Consider the following 13,232-nt stretch of genomic DNA (forward strand, 5'->3'; position numbering starts at 1 on the left):
TAAAAAGAGATGAAAAAACAGTCCCTGAAACGATTGATTGAGATTGAGGAAAACCATTTCGTACAAAGAACTAAAACGGATTTTTTTAAAGGAAAATGAGGCTGTACTTTGTAATTTAACAGGCGTAGTATTGGTTCAGTGACAACCATACAATCTTATAAGCGCTGAATTCAGTTGAAACGGGGGAACCAATTTTCAGGGGTGAATCCATCACGTTATGGTAGGGTTAATCTTCGACCCGAATCCGTCAGCTAACCTCGTAAGCGTGGAAGAAATAATCCGGGTTTTGACCTGGATTACTTGTCATGCCATGCCAACGGACGGTGCTTTTAAGCGCCGTTATTTTTATGTTCTGGGAGGCAATAATAATGTTTAGGTACAGCCGGAATTTTCAGTTTGGGGGACAGGTCAATTTGTTTCAAATGTTGAAACGTTTCATTATAGGAAAACCCTTGCATAACCAGGACATTGTCCGGGAAAAGCTTCCCAAATGGAAAGCCCTGGCCATTTTTTCTTCCGATGCTTTATCTTCCGTGGCCTACGGTCCGGAGATGGTGATTGCTATGCTCACCGTTCCGGGATTTGTGGCCTATGGGTATGTGGCGCCGGTATCACTGGCCATCCTGCTTCTTCTAGGGCTGGTGACCATTTCTTATGTCCAGGTGGCCAAGGCCAACCCTGGCGGCGGAGGCTCCTATTCCGTGGGCAAAAAAAATCTGGGGGAGATACCCTCCCTGATCGCCGCCGCCGCTTTGTTAATTGATTATAGCCTTACGGTGGCGGTGAGTATTTCTTCCGGCACCGATGCCATTATCTCAGCCCTGCCTGTTCTAATACCCCATCGCGTGGGTATTGATTTATTTGTATTGTTTGGTATATTAATGCTTATTAACCTGAGGGGCATTCGGGAATCATCCACAGCCTTTGTTTTTCCAACCTATGGTTTTATCCTAGGTATCTTTTTTCTGCTGGGTACCGGCCTGTATCACGCTTTAACCGGAGCCGCTCCGGTGATCCCGTCTTCCTCCCTGGAAGCGCATTTTAACTGGGCTGTTCTTTTTTTAGCCCTGAAGGCTTTTTCTAACGGCTGCAGTTCCATGACCGGGATTGAAGCTATCTCCAACGGAGTTCCCATGTTTAAGGAACCCGGATACCGCAATGCCCAGGTAACCACCTACTGCATGTCCGTCCTGCTGGGAACCATGTTTTTGGGCATTACCTTTTTAAATATGCATTTTCATTTGCTGCAGCAGGAAAATGTAACCATGTTGTCACAGTTGGCGGAAGGTGTATTTGGGCGGGGGTGGCTTTATTATTACATCCAGGTGTTGACCATGTTAATCCTTTACCTGGCGGCCAACACCGCTTATAATGGTTTGCCTCCGCTCCTGTCCCTGCTGGCCAGGGACGGTTACATGCCGAGGTATCTTGCGGCCCGGGGAGACCGATTGGTTTTTTCTAACGGCATTGTTTTTTTAAGTGTTATTTCTGCATTATTAATTATTGGCTATAATGGTAATACGGAACACCTTATCTCTCTATATGCGGTAGGCGTATTCCTTTCCTTCACCATTGCTCAGTCCGGTATGGTGGTGCACTGGCGCCGGGAAGGGACCGCAGGATGGAAAGGAAGAGCCCTGCTAAACGGGGTGGGGGCATCCATCACCGGAATTGTTGTACTGGTGATTATGGTTACTAAATTCACTGCCGGAGCCTGGTTGATCCTGCTGGCCATTCCCCTGCAAATCTATATTTTTAAAAGAATTCATTGCCACTATCAGGACATGAGAGAACAACTGGTTTTACCACAGGAAATATTAGAAAGCCACCAGGTACCGGTTCGTCAGGGCAAACATTGGGTGATTGTTCCGGTGGCGGGGGTTAACCGGGTGGTAGCCAATACCCTGGGTTATGCCAAAAGGCTGTCACCCCATGTGGTGGCATTGTATGTGGCTACCGATGATGTTGCCTATGAAAAAGTTCAGGGGCGTTGGGAGCGATGGAATCCCGGCGTGGAATTAAAAGCCATCAAATCCAACTATCGTACAATTCTAAAACCATTGCTTCAATATATCGATGAGATTGAGCAGATAAGCCAGCCGGAAGACTTTATCACCGTTTTAATACCGGAGTTTGAGACCAAGAAATGGTGGCACAGGCTGCTGCACAATCAAACCGGGTTTATTCTGCGCACGCTGCTAATTATGAATAAGCGTGTAGCTGTTACCGTAGTACCCTATCACCTTGAAAAATGACCCAGAGGGTAAAGAGAATGTGGAGGGAGTTATTTGCAGTTTTTGTTGCGGCAAAAGATTTTTATTCATTTTTTGATATTACTGGTGCTGGTGGGCGCATTCCCCCCTCCCTGCCTGGCCGGGGAAGCCAAAGCGAAGGTTCGGCGTGTTGTAATGGTGATTATGGACCGCATTGATATGGACGATTACAACGGACCCTATCTTCAGAATGTAAAAAGCCTGACCTCCCATGGTTCGGTGGGCTTAATGAATAATAATACCGGTGCAGGGCTTTACCCCATGCATACCTATCCGACCCTTGGCGGGGGAGCCCATCTGGTAGGTGGTCCGGAGGCTCAAAAGGCTTTTAATGAAAACGGTTTTACGTTGCCGCGCAGCGAATATATCAGCCGCACCGGGATACAACCGGAGGCCGGCAATGTGTTTCAGTTGGCGATTGGAGAATTAATCAGAAGAAACAACGAGCTGCCCTACCCGGCTAAGCCCGGCGCCCTGGGAGAGGCCCTGCATCAGGCCGGGTTAAAAACCGCAGTTATAGGCAATTCCGACACGGCGGATCTGCCCAGAAGGCTTGCCTCCACCATCAGTATGGATGGCAGAGGCCTTACCGATATGGGAGATGTGGAAGAGTCGGTCCTCACCCCGGCGGCTCTGGTACCGGGCAGCCTGCAAACCGATTATGCGGCCTTATTGAACCGGTTTGAACAGTTCAGGGAAAAGGGTGCGTCCTTGATGGTCATTGAAACGGGAGACACCACCCGGATTTATGAAGAAAAGGACAAAGCCACGGACAAAGTATATCAGGAACAAAGGGCTGCCGCTTTAATCAGAACCGACCGGTTTATCGGCCAATTGGTTGATAAAATGGATTTTTCCAGGGAAATACTGCTGGTGGTAACTCCCACTCCCACCGAAAAGGCCCTGGGGCAACGAAAAAATTTAACTTTTGTTTTTGCTTTGGGGCCGGGATTTCCTGCCGACACGCTCCTTACCTCAGGGACCACCAAGCGGGACGGGATTATTATGAATACCGATCTTGCTCCGGGTATCTTAACGGCGCTGGGGTTGCCCAAACCGGTAAACATGTCGGGCCGCTCCATTAGTGCTTCTCCATTTCAACCGGAGGAAGGGAGTTTAAGCTATCTCCAAAAGCTAAACCAGGATATTGTAACCGTGGCCCAGGCCAGACTGCCCTTTCATACAACCTACGTAACTCTTCTGATCGGCATATTAGGCCTGGGTATATACAGTTTATGCTTTAACCACCCTATAAAAGGAATCAAACCGCTGGTGCTGGGAATTATGTCCTTTCCTCTAGCCGAACTGCTGCTTCCTCTTTTACCAGGGGCTTCCGTGCCGGTCCTGGCCCTTGAGCTGATTTTGGCCACCGCCGTCATCACCGGCATGGTTGTTTGGATCGACAGGATAAAAGGAAACCAGGCTTTGATTTTTATTTCCCTCCTTACCGCTTTTTTAATTTTAATGGATATTATGAACGGCTCTTTTCTGATGAAGAGATCCTTGTTGGGTTATGATCCCATTGTGGGTGCAAGATTCTACGGCATTGGCAATGAATATGCGGGTGTTCTGATGGGGGCTTTACTCTTAGGCACTACGGCTGCGCTTGAATTTTGGCGGCCATGGCGTAAGTACCTTCTGGTTGCCAGCGGACTGATGTATCTTTTTACCGTTTATGCCGTGGGCGCGCCTCATTTAGGCACCAAGGTGGGCGGAGCTATTACGGTGATCCCTACCTTTCTTTTAACTTTTTTGCTTTTGCTGGGGGTGCACATCCGGCTGCGTACGGTTGCTGTCATTGGACTGGCCGCCCTGCTGGGGGTTGGCGCTTTCATTGCCTTTGACCTTTTCCGGCCTCCCGAATTGCGTTCCCATATGGGGTCCGTTGCGTCCCTGCTGCTCTCTTCCGGATTTGCTGAAGTGTTGAATATCATCCAGCGGAAGTGGGATATGAACCTGAAGCTGTTAAAATATTCGGCCTGGAGCAGAGCTTTAATGGCCAGTCTGGCCGTATTTGTGATCATGTATTTCCGGCCTTGGGGGATTAGAAGCATTGGCGCCAAGTATCCGTACCTTCATAAGGGTTTCATCGGCATGATCATGGCCGCCCTGATTTCTCTAGCGGTGAATGATGCCGGTGTACTGGCGGCAGCAACCACATTATTATTTGGGGCGCCGGCCTTGCTTTATCTAGCGTTAAAGGAAAGTTGACGGCAGCAATCAACAGGGGGTGGGAGGAGTTCCTTTTTGGCAAGATTCTTGTTAAATAATTGATTAACCGGAAAGCATGGGGATTTTAAAATTGATTTTTGGAGGTTTTATTTTGGTTACGTGCTGTACCAAATACGTATTTGATCCCAGTAAACTTCACAGTTTTGAAACCTTTATAAAAATGTTAATACCTATTTATAAACGTCTTGGAGCCTCCGGCGTAAATTACCTCCTGCCTTACGAAGGGCCAAATAATATTGCCCTGGAGCTGTTTAGTTTTTCCAGCCTGGCAGCCTATGATGAATTTAGAACCATCCGCAAGTCCGATCCTGAATATCAAAGCGCCTGTAAATATGCTGAAAAATGCGGGTTTATCCTGAGCTATGACCGGAGCTTCATGCGTCCTGTTCCGGAGTTTTAAGGTTATACAGTCAGGCATAAAGCTGCCTTAAGAAGGTTGATACAAAAAGGGACTGCCGCAAAACGACTTGGCATAGCGCCTAAGAGCAGATAATCCGGCGAACAACCTAGGCTAATAAGAAATAGAACACGGATTGGACGGATGATACGGATTTACGCGGATTTTAGTTAAAATTACAAGATCCGCGAGAATCTGTGGAAATCCGTAAAATCCGCGTTCTATTCTCTTTTTATTTTTGGGAAATAAAAGGCTGTGCAATCCAACCATTTCGGTTTTTGATATGCTCCCCATATGGTAGACAGGTTAAATAAAAAAACCGGCTATCATGAGGGGAGCATTTTAATGTCAAAAATAAATCAATACAAAGCAGCAGAGAAACTAGCAATACTACAGGAACTTGAAACAGGTCAGGCTACCTGTGTAGAGATAGCTAAAAAATATGATATTAGTGTGACTACCTTGGTTAAATGGCGACATCGATATGAATTGTACGGATATGAAGGGCTAGAAATAAAAACCCATTTTAATAAATATTCACCAGAACTTAAACTTCAAGCCGTTCAGGATTACCTTTCGGGCGAATACTCACAGTATCAAATTATAGATAAGTATAAAATAGCGAGTCGGACACAACTGGCAAGGTGGATTAACAAGTATAATAATCATAGCAGTTTTAAATCCTACCCATCGGAAGGAGCCAAGGCTATGACTAAAGGGCGCACTACCAGTTGGCAAGAACGGATTGAGATGGTCCTATACTGTCTTTCTCATAACCATGATTACCAAAACACCTCAGAGAAATATCAAGTTTCATACCAGCAGGTTTATCAATGGGTTAAGAAATATGAAGCAGGTGGAGAAGAGGCCTTAAAGGATAGACGGGGACGGAAAAAAGCACCGGAAGAATTAAGTGAGAGCGATCGGCAAAGGCTTGCTATGAAAAAACTAGAATACGAAAACGAGCGACTTAGAGCAGAAAATGCCCTGTTAAAAAAGTTACAGGAACTCGAAAGGAGGAGGTTTTAAGCCAAATCCGGCATCAGAAGATTTATGACGCGATTCAAGCGGTACAAGGAGAAGAGCATTTTAGTCTAGTCTTATTGTGTGAAATGGCGCAGATTTCACGTTCAGGCTATTACAAATGGTTAAAGCGAAAAGTAAGTCCTCGCGAACAAGAAAATCAGCAACTCATGCAAGCGATGCTCCTGCTCTACGAGAAGGTTGAAGGCATTTATGGGTACCGTCAATTAACCATCAATTTAAGACGGGAAACCCATCAGTCGATTAACCCGAAGAGGGTCTATCGCCTCATGAAGCTTGCTGGAATTCAATCCGTCATCCGTAGAAAGAAAAAGAAATACATTCGATCAACTCCTGGGCAGATCGCAGAAAATCTTTTAAACCGCCAGTTCACAGCAGAGGAATCGAATGAAAAGTGGTTGACGGATGTAACTGAATTCAAATACGGAAAGGGTCAAAAAGCATATCTCAGTGCGATTCTCGATTACATGATAAATCCATCGTATCCTATGTTTTAGGCCATTCGAATAACAACCGTCTTGTTTTCGAGACCCTGGACTTGGCTCTTCAAGCGGCACCCGGCAGCACACCCATAATTCACAGTGATCGGGGTTTTCAGTATACCTCCTGGGGCTTCAAGAAACGACTAGAAGCTTATGGCTTAACTCAGAGTATGTCTCGGGTTGGCAAGTGTATTGATAACGGACCGATGGAAGGCTTCTGGGGAACGCTTAAGTGTGAGAAGTATTATCTACATAAATATCAAACCTTTGAAGCTCTTAAGAAGGACATTGATGATTACATCTATTTTTATAATTATGAGAGGTTACAGGCCAAGTTAAACAGCCTTAGTCCGATGGAAGTTCGAACCAAGGCTGCCTAGTTTATTTTTATTTTTTGTCCTGTCTACTTGTCGGGGGGCAGTTCACTATTGCACAGCCCTTTTCAATTTATAATGGAATATCCTTAATTTCCTGCAGGTTATCCAAGCGGTTTATTTTAACCCGTTGTTCCGAAAGGGTATAAAGGTACTCCCCAATGTACAGGGAACGTTGGACCGGGCTATACAATTGCCCGGGGGACGAATGTTCCACTGTGCCCTTCAACTGGATGCCTTTTTGTGGTGTCAGGTTGAATACAAAAACTCCCTGCCAATCCCGGTTGACCGCCTTTTTTTCTAAAGGGTTTATGATCCGCAAGGGCCGATAATGAATGGGTATGGCCAACAGGTTCTTTTCTTTACTGAACAATACCGCCCGATGGTCCCGGAGGGCGGGTGAATCCGCATCCCCCCGGCTGACCACATATTTAGAGATTTCCTTGGGTGCCGAGGGGGTGGTAACATCAAAAAGAGCAACTTTCACGCCACCGACCTGAGGAAGTACAATTCTTTCCTGAGGAGGAAGCGGTTCTGTTCCCGCAAAGGCTTCCCGTCCGATGCCAATTAAGTGATTCTCGTCATAGGGATGAAGATAATCGGAATAGCCGGGTATTTTTAATTCTCCCATAACCTGAGGATGCTGCGGGTCTTTCAAGTCGATCACAAACAGCGGGTCAATTTGTCTAAAGGTGACCAAATAGGCCTTGGAGCCCATAAATCTGGCGGAATAAATTTTTTCCGTGGGTGCCAGACCGGTAATTTTTCCTGTTAATTGAAGATCAGCGTTTAAAACATAAAGGTTATTCCGCGTTTCCCGCTGGCCGGAAAAACGAAGATCCTGAGAAGTGGTGGCGATGCGAAAATAACCGTTGTACTCATCCATGGAAAATTGGTTTAGGGGCTGCCCCTTCACTTCCCCTTTGGTTTTAAAGACCACCTGTCCCTGACCCAGAGCCAGTTTATAGATCACTGTTCCGTCACGGTCCTGGGAGACTTGCCTCTGCCATTTATCCATGTATTGAGCCAGTTGTTCCTCTATCTTTTGGTTGTTTGGATGGGTATTGAAATAATCCTCTAAAGCATTCATCACTTGTTCATATTTTTCAACTTCGCTTAAGTTAGAATTTCGCAGCTCATTGACTTTTTGTGCCAGTTCTACAGGCAGAAGGGAGGTAATTTCCTGCAGAAATTGGTGAATGCGTTGGGTGTAATCAGGCGTTTTGGGCCCCGTTAAGTAAAGGTTCTCCGGGGAAGCATAAATGTTTTGAGATGTTCCGGTGAGAAACACTTTTCTGGCAACTTTTCCGGAAGGGTCCTGAAGATTCAGGGAGAGCAGAAAGGTGTAGCGGTAGGAATGGTCCCAGTGGTTGAAGTGATGAATCTCACCCGGGGGCACAACCTGAGTCTGGTTGTTCACACGAATTTCCGGAAAGTTGATAGAATCCTTGCTTTCGTAGTCATATTGCCGAACCGGTGCCTGGACCACGGCGTAAACATCCTGTCCGATCCTTCTCGAGGTTATATAATAACCGGGGCAGGAGATATTTTGCTCCAAGACGGGATTCTGACGGTCGGCGATATTGTAGCGATGGATAAATGCCTCCCGATATTGTTTGGTTTGTCCAAATACAACCAGCTTATCCCCGTTTAAAAAAATTTCCAGGGGTCTCCCGTCCAATAAAATCTCAGAAATTTTTCCAGCCTCTTCCACCGGATAACCTTTGAGAATGGAAAGTTTGTTGGAACCTAAAACATACAGGTAGTTTCCGTCTGTTTTTACCATATCCCCTTCATCCACACCCTGAACCTGGGTGTTGGTTTCCGAGTAGTCCGCTACTTCCTTTTGCGGTTCCAATGGGCTGGACTCAGCCTTGAAATAATCAATCTCTATCCGGCCTCCCGATGGATTCATCGCCCGATCATTGCCGGTCCACCCGTTAAAATAGCCGGCCAGCCGGCGGCTCAGTTCAAGATATTCTGACAGTTCCTGGGAGGAGGAGAAGGTGGCCGGTTCCTCGGCCGAGGAATCCCTGGGATAAACAGAGAAGGCCACCCAGAGGAGGGGTAATAAAAAGACGGCCATGAGGCTGCTTAACCAGAATTTTTTGGTCAAATAAATCACCTCTTTTTTCCATTTATCCATTTGACGTAAAATAGGTTCTTTTTGTATCTTCCTCCCCGGGGTTCTTAATCTCAAATTACCTTTTTAATTTAATTAAATAATAGGACGGTAGGAAGCGGTGGGTGTGGTTCTGTTCCTGCCGTTTTTGCTTAATTGGTCCAGAGACTTGGACAATCTACGGACTCCTTCCGTAAGCAGAGCCTCCGGATGGGTGGCAAAACACAGACGAAACTCCCTTCCTTCCGTGGGGGTTGCATGAAAGGCTTCCCCGGGAACAAAAGAAACTCCGGCTTTTATGGATTCGTGAAGCAGTTTGCTGGAAGGAACGTCGGCATTCAGTTTGCACCAGATATAGAAGCCTCCCTCCGGCAAATCAAATTGCAGGTGTTCTCCACAGTAGCGGCGGATGGCCCGGGCCAGGGCATCCCGCCGTTTTTTATATTCTCTGCGGACAAATTTTAAATGGTTATCCAGCAGCCCTTCTTCCAATAACAGGTGAACCAGCCACTGGGACAGGTTATTGCTGTGCAGATCGTTGTACTGCTTTTCAATGGCCAGCCGGTTGACTAAAGAGGGGTGAGCCACCAAAAACCCCGTTCTCAGACCGGGCAAAAGGATCTTGGAAAATGTGCCCAGATAAATGACCCCTCCGTTGGGGTCCAGGGCTTTTAATGATGGAGGGGACGGCTCCCCGTAAAACAACTCGCTGTAGGGGTCGTCTTCTAAAACCACCATGCGGTGCCGGGAAGCCAACTGCAAAAGTTCTTTGCGCTGATTTTCAGGCAGCAGGCGACCGGTGGGGTTATGAAAAGTGGGAATGGTATAGAGAAGTTTTGGACGGTAGCGTATCAAATAATCCTCTAATAAAGAAAGGGGGAAGGTTCCGGAAACAGGGAGGGTGAGCAGGCGGGCCCCCGCAGCCTGAAAAAGCTGAATGGCGCCCAGGTAAGTGGGTGATTCCACCACCACGAAATCCCCCGGTGAAAGTAAAATTTTACAAATTAGATACAGACCCTGCTGGGCTCCGGAAAGAACAGTCAGGTTTTCTAAAGAAGCGTTGATGCCCTTTTTGGTCAGATAGGGAACCAGGGACTGCCGCAACGGGGTGTAGCCCTCGGTGGGAATATAGCCAAAATCGGCCCGGTCTGTCCGGTGCAGGAAGTCATTGAGCAAGCTTTGCAGTTGATCAACAGGATAAAAGGCAGGGTCAGGCATACCGGTTGCCAGAGAAATGTTGTTGCTGGAAATGGGATTCGACACCAATTCCCGCAAGGTAGAAGTGAACGAAGTCTGGGCATAGGGAGTAAATAACTGGGGCCAGGGGATGCCTGGAGATTGGCCCGGTGTGCCGGGGAAGATTTCCGCCACATAGGTTCCGCTTCCCACTCTGGTTTTAACCATTCCCTGCTGCTCCAGATGGCGATAGGCGTTGATGGCTGTGGTGCGGCTTACGCCAAAAAGGGAGGCCAGTTCCCTTTCCGGCGGCAGCTTGGTTCCCGCAGGCAAGGCATTATTTAAAATTTTGCCGGAAATTAATTCGGATATCTGGAGATAAAGGGCACCGGTTTTTGGGTCCAACCGGGCACCTGCAAGATATTTGGACAGGTCCATATTGGACAACTCCTTTTTTATAAGAAAAAATAATTTAATATTAATAAATTGGATACTAACACTGTTTTTCCTCCCGGCAAAAAATAAGGGAAGCATTCTTTAAAAATAAATGGTTACAAGTGTGATGCAAGTCACTGTCCGGTTCCTTAAATTTAGTGATAATTCTAATAAATAACAATGCAGAAGGGATACAGGGCGATAACCCTGATGAAAGGGGGCGGGTTTGGGGCTACTCTACAGTGATAAGGAGGAAACAAAATGTTTAAAGTAAGGAGCCTGATTCTATGGATCACCATAGCCGTTTTTTCAACCGCCTGTACCGGGGTAACACCGGAAAGGGAAGTCGGCAAGAGTGGGCCTATGAACAAAGAAAATTTTACGGCAGCCATTGTCAAGGGGGATGCCGATGCCGTCAGCTTATTTCTTGAATCCGGCATGGCGCCGGGAGAAAAGGATGCCAACGGAGTTCCCGCTATTATTCTGGCCTCCGGGCAAGGCCATGACGCCATTGTCAATATGCTGTTGAAAAGGGGTGCGGGGGCCAATGAAAAGGATTCCGCCAACATGACTGGGTTAATGGCTGCCGCCGGAAATGGTCATGAAGCGGCGGCAAAAATATTGATTGATCACGGTGCGGAAGTCAACGCCAGGAGTAACGGTCACATCACGGCTTTGCAATGTGCCGCGGGAGGCGGACATACCCAACTGGTAAAAATGCTGCTGGAAAAGGGTGCGGAGGTGAATGCCGGGAACGATTACGGCACTACCGCTCTCATGTCCGCCGCCGGGGCCGGACATTTGGAGATTGTTAAACTGCTGCTGGCGAAGGGCGCCGACATCAATGCTAAAAATAAGAGTGGAACAACCGCTCTCATGGCTGCTGCCGGCCAAGGAAGATCCGATGTGGTGAGGTGCTTATTGGAGCATGGAGCCGATATCAATGCCCAGGACGACAGCGGCGCCTCGGCCCTGTATTGTGCAGTTGGCAAAGGATATTCCGGGATTGTCAAAGAGTTGCTGGCCCGAGGGGCCGATGTTAATGTCAGGAACCACGGGGGTGCCACGGCGTTGATGTCTGCTGCGGAGACCAACTTCAAGGATATTGTGAAAATGCTGCTGGAAAAAGGAAGTGAAGTGAATGTTCAAGATACGGATGGCCTCACTGCCTTAATCATTGCGTCTGCCATGGGTTATACGGATATTAGCAAAATGCTCCTGGAGGCCGGTGCGGATGTCCATTTGCAAGATAAACATGGTATGACGGCCTTGCTCCCGGCAGCCGGAAACGGACACCTGGAAATTGTTAAGCTGCTGCTGGATAAGGGGGCGGACGTGAATACCAGCAATAACAACGGAGTCACTCCTCTGATGTTTGCCGCAGGAAAAGGGCACAAGCAAACGGTTGAACTCTTACTTGCAAGAGGGGCTGTGATCGGACAAAGGGATGCCCAAGGCCGTGACGCAATAAAACATGCGGCGGATATGGGCTACAAGGATTTGTCGGTAATGCTGCAGGCAAAAAAAGTATAAATCCGGCCCCCTGTTATGGTTAATGCTAGAGGATTGTCGTAGGAATGTGATCTTCCTGAAAGGCTTCTGTAATCCTTTGATGTTATAGTTAAGAAAACCTAGCGGGGTGAAGTTTTTGGTTTTATTCTGAGCGTTTGAGCAAGAATTAGGGCGGTGAAGTCTATGAGAAAGCTACTTTTTCTGCCGTCAAGAAATTTGTCGCTGACCATTCCTATGGTCATACTGGCGGGATTTATGGCCGGTTTGACCGTTAATACCAGCGGATTAAACCAATATATTCTACCTGTAACCATTTTAATGATTTACCCAATTATGATTGGTATAAAAACAGAAGAAATTTTCACGCCCAGTCACAACAAACTCTTATTGGTTTCCCTGGGGATTAATTTTATCATCATCCCTCTGCTGGCCTATTTGCTGGGCACGTTTTTTTTACTGGGAGACACCTATTTATTTGCCGGTCTGGCCATTGCCTCTATTCTTCCTACTTCCAACATGTCCATTGCCTTTACCATGTTTGCCCGGGGGAATGTGGCTGCATCCATTAAATTAACTGTTATCGGTCTGATTCTGGGGGCGATTTTAGCGCCCTGGTATCTGCTGTTGATGGTTGGCAGATACTTACCCATGGATGTTTGGGCCACTACCAAATTGGTTGGATTGTTGGTATTGCTGCCGCTGACCATGGGCATCCTCACTCACGGGCTATTATTACGCCGGTATTCCAGGGATCATTTCGAAAGCAGGATTAAACCCTATTTGCCGGCAATCAGTACCTGGGGAGCTCTCTACATTGTTTTTACTTCCATCAGTATGAATGCGCACCGTGTTATCGCCGAACCCCGGCTGCTGCTGATGGGCTTGCTGGTGCAGGTGATTTTTTACGGGATCAACTACGCCATTACCATAAAAATAGGGCGTACCTTTTTTGAACGGAAGGATGCCATTGCCCTGGTATATGGTACGGCCCTGCGAAACTTGTCCATTTCGGTAGGGCTGGCAGCCACGGCCTTTGGCCCTCATGCCGCTCTGATGGTTTCCCTGGCTTTTTTACTGCAAGGGCAGGCGGCAGCCTGGTTCTGCAGGTTATTTGAAAAAAACAGGATTCTACCGGAAAAGATCAATCATGCGGGGGTTGGGTTATAGGAGGCAGAACCAATCCGG

10 protein-coding genes and 1 riboswitch are annotated in these 13,232 nt (G+C 47.3%); of the genes, 8 read left to right on the plus strand and 2 right to left on the minus strand.

The genetic code is table 11. From position 1 onward, the window contains the following. Positions 1-152 precede the first annotated feature (152 nt). Positions 153-281: riboswitch (cyclic di-AMP (ydaO/yuaA leader) on the plus strand. Between the two features lie 87 nt (positions 282-368). From DESRU_RS02855 to DESRU_RS21065, 6 genes are all read left to right on the plus strand, one after another. Beyond that, entirely contained in the window at positions 369-2,255 is a 1,887-nt protein-coding gene (locus tag DESRU_RS02855) for an APC family permease (RefSeq protein WP_013840624.1), read from the plus strand. Positions 2,256-2,288: 33 nt separating this feature from the next. Next, positions 2,289-4,484 (plus strand): hypothetical protein, encoded by a 2,196-nt coding sequence (locus DESRU_RS02860; protein WP_013840625.1) that lies wholly within the window; start codon positions 2,289-2,291, stop codon positions 4,482-4,484. Positions 4,485-4,596: 112 nt separating this feature from the next. Next, complete coding sequence (locus DESRU_RS02865; protein ID WP_013840626.1) at positions 4,597-4,905, plus strand: NIPSNAP family protein; 309 nt, start codon at positions 4,597-4,599, stop codon at positions 4,903-4,905. Positions 4,906-5,247: 342 nt separating this feature from the next. Further along, positions 5,248-5,931, plus strand: coding sequence for a helix-turn-helix domain-containing protein (locus DESRU_RS21055; protein ID WP_013840627.1), 684 nt, complete (start codon positions 5,248-5,250; stop codon positions 5,929-5,931). A gap of 83 nt (positions 5,932-6,014) precedes the next feature. Continuing rightward, entirely contained in the window at positions 6,015-6,443 is a 429-nt protein-coding gene (locus DESRU_RS21060; RefSeq protein ID WP_207635957.1) for an IS3 family transposase, read from the plus strand. Further along, a complete protein-coding gene (locus tag DESRU_RS21065; RefSeq protein ID WP_337998891.1) occupies positions 6,425-6,808 on the plus strand; it encodes an IS3 family transposase in 384 nt (127 codons plus the stop codon). Before DESRU_RS21060 ends, DESRU_RS21065 begins: the two co-directional genes overlap by 19 nt. A 67-nt stretch (positions 6,809-6,875) precedes the next feature. Here the strand turns inward: DESRU_RS21065 and DESRU_RS19690 are convergent, their stop codons facing one another. Together DESRU_RS19690 and pdxR are read right to left on the minus strand one after the other, a co-directional pair. Beyond that, positions 6,876-8,918 (minus strand): beta-propeller domain-containing protein, encoded by a 2,043-nt coding sequence (locus tag DESRU_RS19690; protein ID WP_013840628.1) that lies wholly within the window; start codon positions 8,916-8,918, stop codon positions 6,876-6,878. A gap of 102 nt (positions 8,919-9,020) precedes the next feature. Continuing rightward, positions 9,021-10,538 (minus strand): MocR-like pyridoxine biosynthesis transcription factor PdxR, encoded by a 1,518-nt coding sequence (gene pdxR / locus DESRU_RS02885; protein ID WP_013840629.1) that lies wholly within the window; start codon positions 10,536-10,538, stop codon positions 9,021-9,023. 258 nt (positions 10,539-10,796) lie between these two features. Between pdxR and DESRU_RS02890 the strand changes: the two genes are divergently transcribed. Both DESRU_RS02890 and DESRU_RS02895 read left to right on the plus strand, forming a co-directional pair. Further along, complete coding sequence (locus DESRU_RS02890; RefSeq protein ID WP_013840630.1) at positions 10,797-12,068, plus strand: ankyrin repeat domain-containing protein; 1,272 nt, start codon at positions 10,797-10,799, stop codon at positions 12,066-12,068. A 162-nt stretch (positions 12,069-12,230) separates the two neighbouring features. After that, positions 12,231-13,214, plus strand: a complete 984-nt coding sequence (locus DESRU_RS02895) for an arsenic resistance protein (protein WP_013840631.1) — start codon at positions 12,231-12,233, stop codon at positions 13,212-13,214. Positions 13,215-13,232 lie beyond the last annotated feature (18 nt).

The sequence above is a fragment of the Desulforamulus ruminis DSM 2154 genome (assembly GCF_000215085.1).
Classification (GTDB): domain Bacteria; phylum Bacillota; class Desulfotomaculia; order Desulfotomaculales; family Desulfotomaculaceae; genus Desulfotomaculum; species Desulfotomaculum ruminis.